The organism is Parerythrobacter jejuensis (assembly GCF_039536765.1).
Taxonomy (GTDB): domain Bacteria; phylum Pseudomonadota; class Alphaproteobacteria; order Sphingomonadales; family Sphingomonadaceae; genus Parerythrobacter; species Parerythrobacter jejuensis.
Genome location: NZ_BAAAZF010000001.1, coordinates 480922 through 499451 on the forward strand (window position 1 = coordinate 480922; position 18530 = coordinate 499451).

Annotated in this window: 17 protein-coding genes; 10 read left to right on the top strand and 7 right to left on the bottom strand. The window is 59.0% G+C overall.

Translation table 11 applies throughout. The annotated features are described in order from the left end of the window. The first annotated feature begins 23 nt into the window (after window positions 1–23). The 3 genes from ABD653_RS02315 to ppdK are packed head-to-tail and all read left to right on the top strand — an operon-like array spanning window position 24 to window position 5694. Entirely contained in the window at window positions 24–923 is a 900-nt protein-coding gene (locus ABD653_RS02315) for a glycine--tRNA ligase subunit alpha (protein WP_160779666.1), read from the top strand. Further along, window positions 920–2968 carry a glycine--tRNA ligase subunit beta gene (glyS, locus tag ABD653_RS02320; protein ID WP_160779667.1) on the top strand — a complete coding sequence of 683 codons (2049 nt, stop codon included), beginning with the start codon at window positions 920–922 and terminating at the stop codon, window positions 2966–2968. The genes ABD653_RS02315 and glyS overlap by 4 nt, the downstream gene beginning before the upstream one ends. A 59-nt stretch (window positions 2969–3027) precedes the next feature. Continuing rightward, a complete protein-coding gene (ppdK, locus tag ABD653_RS02325) occupies window positions 3028–5694 on the top strand; it encodes a pyruvate, phosphate dikinase (protein WP_160779668.1) in 2667 nt (888 codons plus the stop codon). Here ppdK and ABD653_RS02330 read toward each other — a convergent pair. Beyond that, window positions 5691–6164 carry a class I SAM-dependent methyltransferase gene (locus tag ABD653_RS02330; protein ID WP_234032190.1) on the bottom strand — a complete coding sequence of 158 codons (474 nt, stop codon included), beginning with the start codon at window positions 6162–6164 and terminating at the stop codon, window positions 5691–5693. The genes ppdK and ABD653_RS02330 overlap by 4 nt on opposite strands. Window positions 6165–6501: 337 nt before the next feature. Between ABD653_RS02330 and ABD653_RS02335 the strand changes: the two genes are divergently transcribed. The 4 genes from ABD653_RS02335 (at window position 6502) to ABD653_RS02350 (ending at window position 10302) form a co-directional block, all read left to right on the top strand. Then, window positions 6502–7302, top strand: coding sequence for a ComF family protein (locus ABD653_RS02335; protein ID WP_160779670.1), 801 nt, complete (start codon window positions 6502–6504; stop codon window positions 7300–7302). A 296-nt stretch (window positions 7303–7598) separates the two neighbouring features. Continuing rightward, window positions 7599–7979, top strand: coding sequence for a phosphoribosyl-AMP cyclohydrolase (gene hisI / locus ABD653_RS02340; protein WP_160779671.1), 381 nt, complete (start codon window positions 7599–7601; stop codon window positions 7977–7979). Between the two features lie 32 nt (window positions 7980–8011). Next, window positions 8012–8452: a MerR family transcriptional regulator gene (locus ABD653_RS02345; protein WP_160779672.1), complete on the top strand. Its 441-nt coding sequence runs from the start codon at window positions 8012–8014 to the stop codon at window positions 8450–8452. A 44-nt stretch (window positions 8453–8496) separates the two neighbouring features. Next, window positions 8497–10302 (top strand): acyl-CoA dehydrogenase C-terminal domain-containing protein, encoded by a 1806-nt coding sequence (locus ABD653_RS02350; RefSeq protein WP_160779673.1) that lies wholly within the window; start codon window positions 8497–8499, stop codon window positions 10300–10302. A gap of 112 nt (window positions 10303–10414) precedes the next feature. Here the strand turns inward: ABD653_RS02350 and cysK are convergent, their stop codons facing one another. From cysK to tyrS, 4 genes are all read right to left on the bottom strand, one after another. Next, entirely contained in the window at window positions 10415–11332 is a 918-nt protein-coding gene (gene cysK / locus ABD653_RS02355; protein WP_160779674.1) for a cysteine synthase A, read from the bottom strand. 27 nt (window positions 11333–11359) lie between these two features. Beyond that, window positions 11360–12559 (bottom strand): MFS transporter, encoded by a 1200-nt coding sequence (locus ABD653_RS02360; RefSeq protein WP_234032307.1) that lies wholly within the window; start codon window positions 12557–12559, stop codon window positions 11360–11362. Window positions 12560–12694: 135 nt separating this feature from the next. After that, the gene (locus ABD653_RS02365) at window positions 12695–13033 is read right to left on the bottom strand and encodes a PilZ domain-containing protein (RefSeq protein WP_160779676.1); all 339 of its coding nucleotides are present in this window, start codon (window positions 13031–13033) and stop codon (window positions 12695–12697) included. A 123-nt stretch (window positions 13034–13156) separates the two neighbouring features. Next, entirely contained in the window at window positions 13157–14386 is a 1230-nt protein-coding gene (tyrS, locus tag ABD653_RS02370; protein WP_160779677.1) for a tyrosine--tRNA ligase, read from the bottom strand. 80 nt (window positions 14387–14466) lie between these two features. Here tyrS and ABD653_RS02375 point away from each other — a divergent pair, with 80 nt between their 5' ends. From ABD653_RS02375 to ABD653_RS02385, 3 genes are read left to right on the top strand one after another with little or no spacing between them, the layout of a single operon-like run. Then, a complete protein-coding gene (locus tag ABD653_RS02375; protein ID WP_160779678.1) occupies window positions 14467–14988 on the top strand; it encodes a DOMON domain-containing protein in 522 nt (173 codons plus the stop codon). Further along, window positions 14985–16184, top strand: coding sequence for an exo-beta-N-acetylmuramidase NamZ family protein (locus ABD653_RS02380; RefSeq protein ID WP_160779679.1), 1200 nt, complete (start codon window positions 14985–14987; stop codon window positions 16182–16184). Before ABD653_RS02375 ends, ABD653_RS02380 begins: the two co-directional genes overlap by 4 nt. Window positions 16185–16202: 18 nt before the next feature. Further along, on the top strand, window positions 16203–17150 hold the full coding sequence (locus ABD653_RS02385) for an aspartyl/asparaginyl beta-hydroxylase domain-containing protein (RefSeq protein ID WP_160779680.1): 948 nt from the start codon (window positions 16203–16205) through the stop codon (window positions 17148–17150). Here the strand turns inward: ABD653_RS02385 and ABD653_RS02390 are convergent. Both ABD653_RS02390 and ABD653_RS02395 read right to left on the bottom strand, forming a co-directional pair. Next, entirely contained in the window at window positions 17144–17587 is a 444-nt protein-coding gene (locus tag ABD653_RS02390) for a hypothetical protein (RefSeq protein ID WP_160779681.1), read from the bottom strand. The genes ABD653_RS02385 and ABD653_RS02390 overlap by 7 nt on opposite strands. A gap of 95 nt (window positions 17588–17682) precedes the next feature. Then, window positions 17683–18516 (bottom strand): DUF817 domain-containing protein, encoded by an 834-nt coding sequence (locus ABD653_RS02395; RefSeq protein WP_160779682.1) that lies wholly within the window; start codon window positions 18514–18516, stop codon window positions 17683–17685. Window positions 18517–18530 lie beyond the last annotated feature (14 nt).

Genomic DNA, 18530 nt, shown 5'->3' on the forward strand with positions numbered 1-18530 from the left:
CCCTGCGCGCCATGGCCCGATCCATGGACCGTAATCCAGCCAACTCTTTCCAGGACATGATCCTGGCGCTGCACGACTTCTGGAGCCAGCATGGCTGCCTGATCCTGCAACCTTATGACATGCGAATGGGGGCAGGGACCTTTCACACGGCCACCACTCTGCGCGCGCTAGGGCCAGAGCCGTGGAATGCTGCTTTCGTGCAGCCGTGCCGCCGCCCGACCGATGGCCGCTATGGCGAGAACCCCAACCGGCTGCAGCATTACTACCAGTATCAGGTGATCCTCAAGCCGAGCCCGCCGGACATCCAGGATATGTATCTGGAAAGCTTGCGCGTGATCGGGATCGATCCGCTCAAACACGATATCCGCTTTGTCGAGGATGACTGGGAAAGCCCGACCTTGGGCGCATGGGGCCTGGGCTGGGAGGTCTGGTGTGACGGGATGGAAGTGACCCAGTTCACCTATTTCCAGCAAATGGGCGGCTTTGACTGCAAGCCTGTTGCGGGTGAACTGACCTACGGGCTGGAGCGCCTCGCCATGTACATACAGGGCGTCGACAACGTCTATGATCTGGACTTCAACGGGCAGGGCGTGAGCTATGGCGAGGTGTTTCTCGAGAACGAGAAGCAGATGTCCAAATGGAACTTCGAAGTCGCCGACACCGAGGCACTCTTCGACCTGTTCAACAAGGCCGAGGCCGAGTGCAAGAATGCGCTTGCCAATGAAGTGCCGATTGCAGCCTATGAACAGGCCGTGGAGGCCAGCCATATCTTCAACCTCCTTCAGGCTCGCGGCGTGATCAGCGTGCAGGAGCGCGCCAGCTATATGGGCCGAGTACGCGATCTGGCGCGCGGTTCCTGCGAAGCGCATATGGCGAAGGAAAAGGCTGGCTGGGCGGAGAAGTATCCGGAGTGGTCGGCATGAGCGATTTCCTGCTCGAAATCCGCTCCGAAGAAATCCCCGCGCGGATGCAAAAGGGCGCGCGCGCCGAGCTCGAAAAACTCTTCCGCCGCGAAATGGACGCTGCGGGCGTTGCTGTGGGTGACCTTACCGTCTGGTCGACCCCTCGCCGGCTGGCCCTGATCGTGCGCGATATGCCGGAAGCGACAGAGGCTGTGCGTGAAGAGGCAAAGGGCCCGCCGGAAGGCGCTCCCGATCAGGCTGTCGACGGATTTTGTCGCAAGAACGGTGTGACCCGTGACCAACTGGAACTGCGCGAAGTCAAAGGCCGCAACACCTACTTCGCCGTGATCGAAAAGCCGGGGCAAGCCGTCAAACACCTGCTGGCCGGGGCAATTCCGGCTATCATCCGAGATTTCAGCTGGCCCAAGAGCCAGCGCTGGGGCGCAGCCTCCATCAGCACCGAATCCTTACGCTGGGTGCGCCCGCTGTCCGGCATTGTTGCGTTGCTGGGTGACGATCTGATCGAATGCGAAGTCCACGGCGTGACCAGCGGCACGGTCACACTCGGTCACCGCTTCCACCATTCTGGCGATATCACGATCGGCAACGCGGGTGACTACGCCATGAAGCTGCGCGCCGGTCATGTGATCGTGGACCATGAGGAACGGCAGGATCTGATCCGCTCTGGCGCTGCCAAGGCGGCCAGCGTTGCGGGCCTCACGCTGGTCGAAGACGAGGGGCTGGTGATCGAGAATGCCGGCCTCACCGAATGGCCGGTGCCTCTGCTTGGCCAGTTCGAGCCTGAATTCCTCGAGGTGCCGCCAGAAACCATCCAGCTCACCGCACGGGTGAACCAGAAATATTTCGTATGTGAGGACGCCGACGGCAACCTTGCCAACGCCTTCATCTGCACCGCGAATATCGATGCGGAGGATCCCGCCGTTGTGGTCGACGGCAACCGCAAAGTCCTCGCCGCGCGCCTATCGGATGCAAAGTTTTTCTGGGATGTGGACCGCAAGAAGACATTGGCGGAACACGCCCAGGGGCTGGAGCGGATTACCTTCCATGAGAAGCTGGGCACGGTGGCCGACAAGGTTAACCGGGTTGCGAAGCTGGCCCAGTGGCTCGCTTCCGAAGGAATTGTGCCAGATTGCGATCCGAAACTGGCTCGACAGGCTGCCGAGCTGTGTAAGGCCGACCTCGTCACCGAAATGGTCGGTGAATTCCCGGAATTACAGGGGCTTATGGGCGGCTACTACGCCCGCGCCGAAGGCTTGCCAGATGCCGTCGCAGACGCGATCCGCGACCATTACAAGCCGGTCGGGCAGGGCGACGATGTGCCCACTGCGCCGGTAACGGTAGCGGTAAGTCTCGCGGACAAGCTGGATACGCTGGTTGGCTTCTTCCAGGTCGATGAGAAGCCAACAGGGTCAAAAGACCCGTTTGCGTTGCGGCGCGCAGCGATCGGCATTCTCAGCCTGATCCTGACAAACCAGATCCGCGTCACGACACGAGCACTTATCACCGCTGCAGCGCATGAAGGTCGCTCGGCAGATGCAGGACGCGATATAGCCTCATTTCTGATCGAACGGCTCAAAGTGCAGCAGCGTGACGCCGGTGTGCGACACGACATGATAGATGCTGTGGTCGCGGTGGAGGTAGATGGCGACAATGTGCGCATGATCGACACGGTCACCGCCCTCCAATCCTTCGTCGAAACCGAGGACGGAACCAACCTTCTCGCCGGATACAAGCGCGCGGCGAATATCCTCAAGAAGGAAGAGTGGGATTCGAAACCGCTGTCCTACACGCCCGAACCATCCGAAAAGGCGCTGATCGGTGCCCTGGATGCAGCTGAACCACAGGCGGCTGCCGCAATCGAGGCGGAAGATTTTGCTGCGGCGATGTCTGCGTTGGCCTCGCTGCGTGCGCCGATCGACAGGTTCTTTGAAGATGTGATTGTGAACGCCGAAGATAAAGACGTCCGCGCGGCGCGGCTCGACCTGCTAGCGCGCTTCCGTGATGCGGTGCACCGCGTGGCAGATTTCAGCCGCATCGAAGGTTAGAATTTTGGCCTAGGACACTGTTCCATGTGTTCCATCGGTTCAGGCAAACAGGATTGAACATGAACGACACAGTCTACAACTTTGGCGGAAACGCAAAGTCGAGCGATCCGCGCGCCAAGGACAAGACTGTCGTCGGGGGCAAGGGCGCCAACCTCAATGAAATGGCCGAGATCGGTCTGCCAGTGCCTCCTGGCTTCACCATCACCACCGAGGAATGCCTCGCCTACCTCGAAAAAGGTGCCGATTTCAGCGAGAAGCTGCGTCATGACGTCACTTCTGCACTGGACCACATCGAAACAACGGTCGGTAAGCGTCTGGGAGACAAGGCCGATCCGCTTCTCGTCTCGGTAAGGTCAGGCGCGGCAATCTCCATGCCCGGCATGATGGACACCGTCCTCAATCTGGGATTGAACGACGAGACTGTGGAAGGCTTGACCAAGGTCAGCGGCGACGAACGCTTCGCTTGGGACAGCTATCGCCGGTTCATCCAGATGTATTCCGATGTGGTGTTGGGCCTTGATCACGGCCTGTTCGAAGAGGCCCTGGAAATCGCTAAGGAAGACAAGGGCTTCTACGCCGATACAGAGATGGCGGCTGAGGACTGGAAAGAGCTGGTCGCCGAATTCAAACAGATCGCAGAAGACGAACGTGGCGGGGAGCCGTTCCCGCAAGAGGTGACCGAACAGTTATGGGGTGCGATCCGCGCCGTGTTTGACAGCTGGGACAGCGAGCGGGCCAAAGTCTACCGCCGTCTCAATGACATACCGCACGATATGGGCACAGCGGTGAACGTCCAGGCAATGGTATTCGGCAATATGGGCGACACATCGGCCACTGGCGTCGCTTTCACCCGCGACCCGGCGACCGGTGAGAAAGCCTATTACGGTGAGTTCCTGATTAACGCCCAGGGTGAGGACGTGGTGGCGGGAATCCGCACGCCGCAATATCTCACCAAGGCGGCGCGCGAGAATGCAGGGGCGGATAAAGCGAGCATGGAAGAGGCCATGCCCGAAGCCTATGCCGAGCTGGCCGATGTGTTCGACCTGCTCGAAAAGCACTATCGCGACATGCAGGATATCGAGTTTACCGTGGAACGCGGCAAGCTGTGGATGCTGCAGACGCGCAGCGGGAAGCGCACTGCCAAGGCGGCATTGAAACTGGCCGTCGATATGGCAGGCGAGGGCTTGATCGAGGAGAAGGAAGCTATCCTGCGTGTCGATCCGATGGCGCTCGACCAATTGCTGCATCCGACCCTCGATCCCGAAGCCCCGCGCGACATCCTGACGACTGGTCTGCCCGCGTCCCCCGGGGCCGCAGCTGGGAAGATTGTGCTCGACGCCGACACTGCAGAGCTGTGGGCCAATCGCGGAGACAAGGTTATCCTTGTACGCGTCGAAACCAGCCCGGAAGACATCCATGGAATGCATGCTGCACAGGGTATTCTGACGGCGCGTGGCGGCATGACGTCACATGCGGCCGTCGTCGCCCGAGGGATGGGAAGGCCTTGTGTTTCAGGGGCTTCCGCTGTCGCGATTGATCGCGACGCGCGCACTTTGACGATTGGCACACGCGAATTGCGCGAAGGTGACGTCATCACGATCGACGGGGCCAAGGGTCAGGTGATGGCGGGCGAAGTACCCACCGTGAAGCCCGAATTGGCGGGCGATTTTGCCACCTTGATGGAGTGGGCCGACAAACATCGCCGGATGCGCGTGCGTACCAATGCCGAGACGCCCGACGATTGCCGCATGGCTCGCCAGTTCGGAGCCGAGGGGATCGGCCTGTGCCGGACCGAGCACATGTTCTTCGAAGCCGGTCGCATCAGCGCGGTGCGCGAGATGATCCTGGCCGAAGACGAAGCGGGCCGCCGTGCCGCATTGGCCAAACTGCTGCCGGAACAGCGCAGCGACTTCCAGTCGATCTTCGAAGTGATGGTGGGCCTGCCATGCACCATTCGCCTGCTCGACCCGCCCTTGCACGAATTCCTGCCTCACGGTGAGGCAGAGTTCGAAGAGTTGGCCAAGGCGACAGGCCATCCGGTGGAGCACTTGAAGCGTCGCGCGGACGAACTGCACGAATTCAACCCTATGCTGGGCCATCGTGGCTGCCGCTTGGGCATCACCTATCCCGAGATCTACGAAATGCAGGCGCGCGCGCTGTTCGAGGCGGCTTGCGATGTCGCGGCGCAGAGTGGCGAAGCACCCGTGCCCGAGGTCATGATCCCTCTGGTCGCAACCCGTCGCGAGCTTGAGCTGTTGCGTGCCCTGGTCGATCGCGTTGCCGAGGACGTGTTCGGCGAGAAGGGGACCCGCGTCGATTATCTGGTCGGCACCATGATCGAATTGCCGCGAGCCGCTTTGATGGCCGGTGAGATCGCGCAGGAAGCACGCTTTTTCTCGTTTGGTACCAACGACCTGACGCAGACGACTCTGGGCGTTTCGAGGGATGATTCAGCGCGTTTCCTGGCCCCCTATGTGGACAAGGGCATTTTTGCCCGCGACCCGTTTGTCAGCCTCGATGTCGATGGTGTGGGTCAATTGGTCGAACTGGCAGTCGAGCGCGGCCGCGTATCTCGACCCGATATTAAACTGGGCATTTGTGGCGAGCATGGCGGCGATCCGGCCAGTATCGCGTTCTGCGAACAGGCGGGGCTCGATTATGTCAGCGCCTCGCCTTACCGCGTGCCGATTGCGCGATTGGCCGCCGCGCAAGCGTCACTCCGCTAATCCCGCCAACCGGTTAGGACGAGTATCTCGAACGTCTCGGTCACCTTGCCCTGATCGTCTCGGAGGGCATCAAAGGCCTCCTCGGCCCGCAAAAGAGAGGCGCGGGTCAGGGGAGGAACAGTGCTCGTCAAAGACCGTGTCAGCCCCTGGTCGCGCAGATCGGATATCATCCGGGTGATCGAGGGATACCGGACCTTGATCGGGAAGCTGTCGACCACCTGGCGTGCAAATCCCGCCCTTTGCAAAAGTCCGGTCGCCGCCTGACTGTCAACGAGAGGATGCATCCTTGCCGCCGGCCTGTCGCCATCCGCCTCAAGCATGATGGCCCGCAGCGTCGCGAGGCTTCCAGCACCGGGAAAGGCGGCAACAAATAGGCCGCCTTTCGTCAGAGCATTGCGCGCATGCACCAACGCACCCGGCAAATCATTGACATGCCCCAGGCCTAGCAGATGCACGATCAGGTCGAACATTTCCCGCGGTCCGGGCTGCTCCTCCTCAAACTCACCCAGTAATCCAACATGGCCCGCACTTCCTTTTGACCGAAGCCAATCGGGTAGGGTGCCGCTTGAATCCCCCACAACGAGAGAGTTCTTCGGCTCAAACCTCATGAAGTCGAGCCGCTCGATTAGATCGCCAGCAATCGTCTCAACAATATAGTCGGCCGCATCCGGTTGCCGTTGCCGCGAGCGGGACCGGGCCCACTTGGCCGTCGCTTGATGACGCGAGAAAATATTGGGCGGGGCACGATCCATCGCATCGTCGTGCCTCGCTTGCACTGCCAGCGCAACCCGTGTCAGACATGCTGGGATGCGGCGCAATTCATATCTGGCTGAGGGCATCAGGCCGCTGGTGGACTTCGTATATCCGCCACGTTGCCCACTATGCGGAGACGCTATCGCGAGCCAGAGCGGGCTCTGCGCGAGTTGCTGGCCCCAGCTGACGATCCCCGGGGAACCATCCTGCGATGCCTGCAAACGCCCGTTCGGGGATAAGCCAGCTGGTGACGGAAGTCTTTGCGCGACATGTTTGAAGGAGCCTCCACGGCATGCGGGTATTCACGCCGCCACTCTCTATACTGCCGCATCGCGCCGCTTGGTGCTGACCTACAAACACGGGCGCAGATTGTCATTGGCTCGCATGATGGCCCGACTGATAGCAGCAAGGCTTCCGTCGGACCTGGAACAAGCTCTGCTTGTACCGGTACCACTCCATCGTTGGAGACTATGGAAGCGTGGCTTCAACCAGGCCGCACTTCTGGCCAAGGAGCTCAGCATGATCACAGGTCAGGAACTATGTGTCGATGCGCTGCAGCGGACAAGAGCTACGCCCTCGCTTGGCGGACTAGGCAAAGCCGAACGGGCCAAGGCAATGCAGGGAGCCATTCGGGTGAACAGAAAACGGGCTGACGTCATGCGCGGGAGGAACGTTGTCTTGGTCGATGACGTCTTGACGAGCGGCGCAACTAGCGACGCTTGCGTGAGCAGATTGGCCAGCGCAGGCGCGACTTGCGTTCACATAGCCTGCTTTGCGCGTGTGCTCGATGGAGACGTTCGCGGCCTGCCGAAAAACGAAACGCCCGAGATCGCGAAGATCCCGGGCGCCGCGTGACGAAATTTCTCGGACCCGGCGGCCGTCCCCCGATGGCCGCACGAGGGTCCAGTCCCTCATCGTCTCCGATCCAAACATCACCCCCATGATGCAGCAGGACCGGCTTACCCCCTTGAACCTGGCCGAAGCCAAGATATCTGGTGGGCGACGTCGCTACGCCGCGGGACGTTTTGTTCCATTCATCGCGCGGTCAGCATAGTGGGATTGCGCAGGTCGTCCGATTTTGGCACCGGTCTGTTGTCTGATTGCAACAATTCTGTCGCAATGATCCAACTGCCACGAGAAAGCACGCGCGAATGCCCACACCCCATGAGAACGACGCGCGCGAGCAGGGCACCCAGCTCATGCCGAAATTTGATAGCAACGGGCTTCTTACTGCGGTCGTTCAGCACGAGGATTCGCAAGATATCCTGATGGTTGCATTCATGGATCAGGCAGCTCTCGATCTTACTTTGTCGTCAGGGGTAGCCCACTTTTACTCGCGGTCGCGCGCTCGGCTTTGGAAGAAGGGCGAGACGTCAGGGAACACGTTGGCAGTGGCCGAAGTGTTGGTGGATTGCGATCAGGATGCGTTGGTGCTGAAAGTTACCCCGGGTGGCCCGACCTGTCATACCGGAGCTAGCAGCTGTTTCTATCGCGCGGTTTCGGGGGATACTCTCGTGCCCGTCAAGCCTTGACCTTTACGTAAAGGGCATCTAAGCAAGCCTGCATGGCTCAAGCAGTTCAAGAAAAGACCTCCGCACACGCTGGCGCCCACATTGACCGGCCCGACGCCCAGTCGCGGGAGCAGTTCAGCATCTCGGATCTCACCAGCGAATTCGACTGCACCGCGCGTGCACTCAGATTTTACGAGGACGAGGGGCTGATTCACCCTGCGCGGATAGGCCTCACACGCGTCTATTCAAAAGCGGATCGCGCCAGGCTGGCCTGGATCATGAGGGCCAAGAACGTCGGATTCAGTCTTTCCGAGATCAAGGAAATGATCGACCTATACGATCTTGGTGACGGCCGTTCCGAGCAGCGACGTGTCACGATCGAGAAGTGTCGCGCGCATATCGGGAAGCTCAAGAGCCAGCGCGACGATATCGACTCCTCGATCAACGAACTGACCGAATTTGTCGCTCATATCGAAACTCTCGATCTGGGCTGACCCCAACCCCCGTTCCATAATCCACTTTCGCCAAGGATACATCCATGCCCACCTATACCGCGCCAACCCGCGACACGCGTTTCATCATTAACGAGATGCTCGATCTTGCTAGCTACGGAAACCTTCCAGGCTTCGAAAGCGCCACGCCCGACATGATCGACACGGTTATCAATGAGGCCGGCAAGTTCTGTTCGGAAGTTCTCGCTCCGCTCAACCAGATTGGCGACGAGCAAGGCTGCACGCGCCACGACGACGGATCGGTGACTACGCCTGATGGCTTCAAGGAAGCGTTCGACCAGTATGTCGAAAGTGGCTGGGGGACGATTTCAGCACCGGAGGAATTTGGCGGGCAGGGCATGCCGCACACACTGGGCTTCGTTATTGAAGAATTCGTCGCGACATCGAACATGGCGTTCGGCATGTATCCCGGCCTTACCACCGGCGCGGTCGCAGCCCTGATCGCCGCGGGTTCGGATGAGCAGAAGGCAACCTATGTTCCGAACATGATTTCCGGCAAGTGGCTCGGCACCATGAACCTGACCGAGCCGCATTGTGGAACGGACCTGGGCATGATCCGGACCAAAGCAGAGCCGCAGGGCGATGGGTCCTACGACATTACCGGAACCAAGATTTTCATCTCGGCTGGCGAGCACGATCTGACCGAGAACATCATCCACCTTGTCTTGGCCAAGACGCCCGGCGCTCCGGACAGTTCGAAGGGTATCTCGCTGTTCGTGGTTCCGAAATTCCTGGTGAACGACGATGGCAGCCTGGGCGAGCGCAACGCCGTCTCTTGCGGGTCGATCGAACACAAGATGGGCATCAATGGCAACGCAACCTGCCTGCTCAATTATGACGGTGCCAAGGGCTGGATGGTCGGCGAAGAGAACAAGGGCCTGGCTGCAATGTTCGTCATGATGAACGCGGCACGCTTGGGTGTTGGTATCCAGGGCTTGGCGCAATCCGAAGTCGCCTACCAGAATGCGGTGACTTATGCCCTTGATCGCCGTCAGGGTCGTGCCCTGACAGGCCCGGCAGAGCCCGAGGCCAAGGCCGATCCGATCTTCGTACATCCCGACGTCCGCCGGATGTTGATGGATGCCAAGGCGTTCAACGAAGGCATGCGCGCAATGTGTCTGTGGGGTGCCTTGATGGTCGACCTGACGCACAATGCCGCCACGGAAGAGGAGCGCGCCGAAGCTGACGCTATGATCGGCCTGCTGACCCCGGTCATCAAAGGATATGGCACGGATAAGGGATTCGATTTCGCGACCAACATGCAGCAGGTCTATGGCGGCCACGGCTACGTCAAGGAATGGGGCATGGAGCAGTTCGTGCGTGATGCCCGCATCGCCATGATTTACGAAGGGACCAACGGCGTACAGGCCATGGACCTTTGCGGACGCAAGCTTGCAAGCAAGGGGGGAGCGGCGATCCAGGCATTCTTCAAGCTGGTGGGCGAGGAAATCGCTTCGGCAAAGCAGGATGATGGCTTGAAAGATATCGCAGAGCGGCTTGAAAAGGCTCTTGATGAGCAACAGGCGGCGACCATGTGGTTCATGAACAACGCGATGCAGAACCCGAACCATCTTGGCGCGGGCGCACATCACTACATGCACATCATGGGCATCGTGACGCTTGGATATATGTGGCTGCGGATGGCCAAAGTTGCGCAGGAGCGTCTTGCTGGTGAGCCTGAAGACAAGGCGTTCTACGAAGCGAAACTGACAACGGCGCGGTACTACGCCGAGCGCTTCCTTCCCGACGCAGGATCGCTGCGCCGCAAGCTGGAAGCCGGAAGCGAAAGCATGATGGAACTTGGCGAAGAAGCGTTTGCGACCGCTGCCTGATTCCAACTTTCATCAGGCAATAAAGAAAGGGCTCGCATCGACTGCGAGCCCTTTTTGCTTTGGCGCTGCCGAGCGAGACGCCAGTACGCTAACGCGACAGAAACGTCGTTCCCTATTCCGGAAGGAATTCGGGCACCGAAAGGTACCGTTCACCGGTATCGTAATTGAAGCCGAGGATGCGCGCACCGCTGTCCAATTCTGGAAGCTTCTTGGCGATCGCCGCTAGCGTGGCGCCGGAGGAGATTCCCACAAGCATGCCTTCTTCCGCAGCAGCCCGTCGCGCCATCTCCTTGGCATCTTCGGCATCCACCTGGATTGCACCATCAATTGATTGCGTGTGCAAATTTCCCGGAATGAAGCCTGCGCCAATGCCCTGGATCGGGTGAGGGCCAGGTTGGCCACCATTGATGACAGGGGAGAGGGCAGGCTCAACACCATAGGCTTTCATCCCGTTCCAATGCCGCTTCAGCTCTTCAGCGCAGCCGGTCAGGTGGCCACCTGTCCCGACACCGGTGATCATCACATCGATGGGCGCATCACGGAAGTCGGCGAGGATTTCCTGCGACGTCGTCCGGACATGGACCTGGAAATTGGATTCATTGTCGAATTGGCTGGGCATCCAGGCACCGTCGGTTTGCTCCACCAGTTCGGTCGCGCGCTCGATGGCACCCTTCATGCCTTTGGCCTTGTCGGTCAAATCGAAACTCGCTCCGTAGGCCAGCATCAAGCGCCGCCGCTCAAGGCTCATGCTTTCCGGCATCACCAGCACCAGTTTGTAGCCCTTGACCGCTGCCACCATGGCGAGGCCGATGCCGGTATTTCCGCTGGTCGGTTCAATGATTGTCCCGCCCGGCTTGAGCGCACCGGAGGCTTCAGCATCTTCGATCATGGCCAATGCAATTCGGTCTTTGATCGAGCCGCCGGGATTGGCCCGTTCGGATTTGATCCAGACCTCGTGATCGGGAAACAATTTGCTTACGCGGATATGGGGCGTGCCACCAATCGTGGCGAGAATGTTATCGGCTTTCATCGTGTCTCTCCCGGGGGGAATTGGATTCTATGACTCGCTCTTAGACAATTCTGGCGGCGGATCGAAGGTCTTCGTGGTCCTGAGAACAGGAAACAGGCGACTCCACATTGCGACAGTCACGATAGCGCCGATGCCACCGGCAACCACAGCACCAACCGGCCCGACAATGCTGGCAAGTGTACCTGAGAACGCATCACCCCCTTCGTTGGACGCCCCAATGGTCAGCAACGACACGCTAGAGACCCGCCCGCGCTTGTCATCAGGGGTGTGCAACTGGATCAGGGACTGGCGGATATAAACACTGAACATGTCCGCTGCCCCAACGATGAACAGCATCGCCAGGCTCAATGGCATGGAAGTCGAAAGCCCAAAGACAATCGTCGCGATGCCGAAAACGAAAACGGCCCACAGCATCTTTGGCCCGACATTCGTTTCGAGTGGGCGAAAGCTGAAGAACAGCGCCGTAAGAGCGGCGCCCACTGCCGGAGCCATTGCCAGCTGGCTAAGCCCCGTTGCACCGACCTCGAGAATATCGCGCGCATAGACCGGAAACAGCGCTGTGGCCCCGGCCAGAAACACGGCGAACAGATCGAGCGTGATCGCTCCGAGGACCATCTTGTTCTGGCCAACATAGCGCAGACCATCGACGATCTGCCCGATGGGTCGTTGATCCTTACGAACGGCAGGCTGCGCAACCGTGCCGATGAAGCCCAACGAGATAACCGAAAGGGCAAACAGTCCCGTCGCCACGCTGTACGGCAATGCGGGATCAATCACATAGAAATAGCCACCCAGCGCAGGTCCGACGATCATGCCGACCTGCCACGCGATACTCGAAAGGGCGATCGCATTGGGGAGGATCGCCTTGGGCACAAGATTGGGTGCAAGCGCAGAAAGCGCCGGGCCCGCGAAGGCACGCGCGATACCCAGAAAGACCGCCACAGAGAACAGCCACGGAAGCGAGATTGCATCTTGCATCGTCAGCCATGCCAGGATGGCCGCGCAAGCGAGCTGCATGGCCACGGTGACCCTGCCGATATTACGTCGGTCGAACCGGTCTGCGGCAAGCCCGACGAACGGAGTAAGAATGAAAAGGGGAAGAAACTGGAGCAGGCCGATCAGAGCCAGCTGGCCCGAGGATTCAGCAACACTCATGCCACTGTCGCGTGCGAGGTTGTACGTTTGCCAACCGATGATCAACAGCATCGCATATTGCGCCAGCGTCATCGCCAGGCGCGATATCCAGTAAGCCCTGAAATTGGCTACCTGAAAGGGATGGCCGGGTTGGCTGTTCTCGTCAGTCACCCGAAGCCCATGGCAGGGCGCAGTCGCTTATGAAAGAGAGTTGTGTTTGGAGCAGGCTTAGCGCGAGCGGCGCAGGCGCGGGTTGGGCTGCAGCGTATCGATCATCTGCATGAAGTCATCAAAGCGGATAATCCGTTCGAACTGGAACCCGGCGCGATTCTCGCGGCACCAGATCACATAGGCTTCAATGCGCCCGATCACTGGCAGGCGGATGATTACGCGTTCGCCGCGATCAAGACCCTCCGCGTCGTCGATCATGAAACCATGAGCGGAAATGTTGCTGATGTGCAGCTTCACATCGCCACGAGCGAAGTGTTCGGCGATAACCGGAAAATCTACCGGATGGCGCGCAGCACGACGCTGGTCCGTTACGGTGAGCGATGCTCCAACTGACATAGTTCCACGACCCTCCCATTTTTGGTGTGGGAAGAACCGTATGATCGAAATTGGCTGATATTAAGTTAAGCCCGGATGTCCCGATATGGCACAAAACCGCGCTTTTCTGAGGGTTTAGCGGCCTTAGTGCACAAGCAGGCCGTGTTTCTTCTTACCCAGACTCAGCTTCATCTCGGCGTCTGCGCCCAGTTCAATCACCCAAGTGGGATCCGTTACCGATTCGCCATCCAGTTTCACTGCACCCTCGGCAATCTTGCGTTTTGCTTCGCCATTGGATTTGGTGAAACCAATCGCAGTCAGCGCGGCGGGCACAGTCAAGCCTTCACTACCTACCGACAATGTCGGAAGGTCTTCACCAGCACCACCACCGGCAAAAGTTTCGCTGGCCGTCTTCTCGGACGAGCGCGCGGCGTTTTCACCTCGGACCAGTTTTGTTACTTCATTTGCCAGCACAGTCTTGGCCGCGTTGATCTCGCTACCCTCGAGAGCTTCCAGACGCGCGATTTCGTCCAACGGCACATCGGTAAACAAGCGCAGGAATCGGCCTACGTCGCGATCATCAGTGTTCCGCCAATATTGCCAGAAATCATAGGCGGGCAATTGCTCTTCGTTCAGCCAAACCGCACCGTCGACTGACTTGCCCATCTTGGCGCCATCAGCCCGCGTAATTAGGGGAGCCGTCAACCCATACAGCTCGCGCTGGTCGATCCGCCGTCCAAGTTCGATACCGTTGACGATATTGCCCCACTGGTCGCTTCCGCCCAGTTGCAGCCGACAATCATAGTCCCGCGAGAGCTTGAGGAAATCATAGGCCTGCAAGATCATGTAATTGAATTCGAGGAAGGTCAGCGGCTGCTCGCGATCGAGCCGCAGCTTCACCGAATCGAAGGTCAGCATCCGGTTGATTGTGAAATGCTTGCCGACGTCACGCAGCAATTCGATGTAGCCAAGTTCGCTCAGCCAATCGTCATTGTTGATCAAAACGGCGCCGGTCGGGCCGTCATCAAAGGTGAGTATGCGTTCGAAGCTACCTTTGATCGATGCGATATTGCTCGCCAGCTTTTCATCGGTGAGCATCTGGCGGGTATCATCGCGCCCTGACGGATCGCCGATCTTTGCCGTGCCGCCGCCCATAATCACAATCGGGCGATGGCCTGCCTGCTGGATGCGCCGCAGCAGCATGATCGAGGCGAGATTGCCGACATGGAGCGAAGGCGCGGTCGGATCGAAACCGACATAGGCTGTCACCACTCCCTTGCTCGCCAGGGAATCAAGTGCACCAGCATCGGTAATCTGGTGGATATGCCCGCGTTCATTCAGCAGGTTCAGCAAGTCGGATGTGTATTCGCTCATAGTCGGCGGCCCCTAGCATCGGTGGGCGAACTGCCCAAGTGGCTTGCAGCGCATTTTTCCCTGCGCGATAGGCGATGGCGATGCACGAACTTGTTCTCCACCCGTCATGCGAGCCCGGGCCGATCACTTCGGTCTCCGCTTCGATCCAGGCGACGCCGCATGGCTGCCGCGCCAAATTCCGTTTCTCGGGCGATGTCGGGAGGATCAAGGTCCCGATGCCTGCGCAGTCGGAGCGGATGGACAATCTCTGGAAAACGACCTGCTTCGAGATTTTCTGGCAACCGCAGGGCGGAACCTATTACCGTGAATTCAATCTCAGCCCTTCGTCACGCTGGGCCTGCTATGATTTCGACGATTTCCGCCTTAACAGCCGCGATGCGCCAGTGGATGCCATTGCCATTGCATGCTCACAGCACGATGCGAAACTGGAATTGGAAGCCAGTATCGCAAGTGCATTGCCACTACCCGCCCAAGTCGCTCTCAACGCTATCGTCGAGGATATGGAGGGTAACATCCAGTTCTGGGCCTTGGCTTTCGCAGACGGGAAACCGGAATTCCACAGTACGACCTGTCGCGCACTCACGCTGGAGCCCATCACATGAAGTTCGGAATTGATCGCCTGTTAGCCGAACCGGAATTGCGCAACCCGCTGGAAGGGAAACGCGTGGCACTCGTCGCCCATCCAGCCTCCGTAACGGAAGACCTGACGCATAGCTTGGATGCTCTGATCGCAGCCGGTGTGAACGTGACCAGTGCTTTCGGTCCGCAGCACGGCCTGAAAGGCGACAAGCAAGATAATATGGTCGAGACTGCGGACGAGACCGACCCCGTCTACGGCATTCCAATATTCTCGCTTTATGGCGAAGTGCGACGGCCGAGCGGACAGATGATGTCGAGCGCGGATGTGTTCCTGTTCGATCTACAGGACCTGGGCTGCCGGATTTATACGTTTGTCACGACGCTGCTCTATCTGCTCGAAGAAGCCGCAAAGACTGGCAAGAGCGTATGGGTTCTGGACCGTCCAAACCCCGCCGGACGCCCCGTCGAAGGGACCACGCTGATCGCGGGCCAGGAGAGCTTTGTTGGGGCAGGGCCGATGCCGATGCGCCACGGCCTTACCCTGGGCGAAATGGGTCTGTGGTTCGTCAAGCATTTCAATCTGGACGTCGATTATCGCGTGATCGACATGCATCACTGGTTGCCAGAGGCGGCACCCGGTTATGGCTGGCCCGATTCTCGCATCTGGATCAATCCGAGCCCCAATGCCGCCAGTATCAATATGGCGCGCGCCTATGCCGGTACCGTGATGATCGAGGGTGCGACAGTGAGCGAGGGCAGGGGGACCACACGCCCGCTGGAACTCTTGTTTGGCGCACCCGACGTAGATGCGAAGGCCGTCCATGCAGAAATGAACCGCTTGGCTCCTGACTGGCTTACCGGTTGCGCTCTACGCGAATGCTGGTTCGAACCGACTTTTCACAAGCATCAGGGACAGTTGTGCAATGGCCTGATGGTCCATGCAGAGGGTCGTTTCTACGACCATCAGGCGTTCCGCCCGTGGCGACTGCAAGCGCTTGCCTTCAAAGCGATCCGTCACCTGTATCCGGACTATGAACTCTGGCGGGATTTCCCTTACGAATACGAGCTCGACCGGTTGGCTATCGACGTGATCAATGGCGGGCCCGCGTTTCGCGAATGGGTTGATGATCACGCCTCCACCGCTGGTGATCTGGAAGCGCTTGCAACACGCGACGAGCAAGCGTGGCGGGACGAGATCGCTCCACTCCTTCTCTATTGAGGAAAGTGCAGCCCAGACATGGATGATATCGATGATCTGATCGCCAAAGCCGATGCATTGCTCGCCGCAATGGATCGTCGCGGTGCTCTGGCCTTCTACCAGGCAGCCTTGGGCGCCGGTGAAGAACATGCAGACTCAAAACGCGCGGCCCTGGATCATGCGCAGGCCATGATGATCGACATCCAGCGAGGTATGCCACACCATATTGTTGAAAGCCTCGACCACGCCGGTATGCCCGCAGATAGCTGGCATCCTCGATTTCGCGAATCCCTCGCCATCATGATGGGGCAGCGGCAGCGCAGCGGAGTGACCGAGGCCTATCCCCAGCTGCCGACCGCCTATTTCTATCCGGGCCTGCCGCATATCGAGTTTTTCGACCCGACCCAGTTCGATTGGCCCGAACATGTGCAAAATGCGACCGAGGCGATTCGGGAAGAAGCAACCCAACTGTCGTCTGAGAAGGATCTGGGCGCATATGTCAAAACTGCGGAAGACAGACCGCAGGGCGATGTACACGGCATGCTCGAAAACGACGACTGGAGCACGTTCGACCTGACCCGAAAAGGGCAACCTGATCCGGAGCGTGTGGGGCGGTACCCCGCGACCTATTCTGCCATCACCGATAATGCTCCGATATGTGACATTCCGGGAAAATCCCCATCGGTAATGTTTTCAAAACTGAAGGCCGGATCACGCATCCCCCCTCATACCGGGATGATAAACACCCGCTTTATCTGCCATCTGCCTCTGGTCGTGCCGGGCGAGGGTGCCTTGCGCGTTGGTACGCAAACGCGGCCATGGCTTGAGGGCGAGCTGTTCATATTCGACGACACGGTTGAGCATGAGGCCTGGAACAATGCAGGTAAAGACCGGCTCGTCTTGATCTTCGACATCTGGCGGCCCGAAATCTCGGCAGAGGAACGGGCCCAGATTCGCGGACTGTTCGCAGCAGTCGATAGCTACTGAGCTGCCCTTTCCAACTGGGCAACCCTGTCGCGCAGGCGCTTGTTCTCCTCAATCAGATATCCTGAGCGACTGCCGGATTGTGACAGAAGGAACACGTCACGCTGGCTTGGGATAATCAGCCCGGAATCGAGCAACCTGCGGCCGCCTTCACGGCCGACTATTCTGCTCTTCAAGCTGGGCGGGGCAGTTTCTGCCTGACCCATCCACGCCCCTAGCGCCCGGGCAAAACGACTATTCTTGAAACCGCGACGAAGGCCTTTGTTCAATCGGGCAAAGAGCACCGAGGGGTGGCCGGGATGATATAGTGCGATAGCTGTGGAGCCGGCCATCCCTGCGTACCGGTCCTTGTCATGCTTCACCTCCGGCACCGGCTCGGTTTCCCATGGCACGTCCGCGCGCCCGGTTCCGGCTTGAGTGTTCTCTGCAGCGTTAGACATCGGTTTCCCCTCCCAACTTGCAGATGGGAGGGAGACGAAGAATGCACCACACCGCAAGCTCGCGAAGCATCCGATATCGAGGCTTTACGAGGCCGCTAGTCGAGTTTTCTGACCGGATTGATAATCGCCACGAGGACAAAGCTGATCAGCATAAGCAAGTACCAGCTGCCATATTTTGCGAGGCTAACCATCTGCCAACCATCCTCCTGCCCGGGGTAATTCCAGGCATTGGCGAAGGTCGCGATATTCTCGGCGAACCAGATGAACAAGGCGACGAGTCCAAAGCCGAGCAGCAGTGGCATCCAGCGGTGCGTCTTCCAGTTTTTAAAATGTACTTTCGTTCGCCAGAACAACAGAGCTGTGATGGCGAACAGCACCCACCGGAAATCCCAGATCCAGTGATGGGCAAAGAAATTCACATAGATCGCTGCCGCCAGCAGCCACGTGGCCGAAGGGGATGGATAGTGAGTGAAGCGGAAATCGAAAATGCGCCACACACGGGCGATGTAGCTACCCACTGCTGCGTACATGAAGCCGGAGAACAGGGGCACTGCGCCGATATGCAGCACGCTCGCTTCGGGGTATGTCCACGATCCCGCGGACGTCTTGAATAACTCCATAATGGTGCCGACCACGTGGAATATCAGGATAACCCGGGCCTCGCTCCATGTTTCGAGGCGGAATGCAATGAGTGCGCCCTGTATCGAAATGGCGGCGAGTGTGAGAAAATCATAGCGATGGAGCCACTCCTCATCCGGATAGAAAAGGTGCGTGGCTAGAAGCAGGAAAAGCAACAACCCGCCGAAGAGGCAGGCCCACGCCTGTTTGAAACCGAACAGCAGGAATTCGTAAAGCCAGAGGCGCCAACCCGTCCCCGGGTCGTAGGCCTCGAGGCGCAGGCGAACCTTCTCGAAGCGTGAATGGCGCATGGGATTACTCGCCA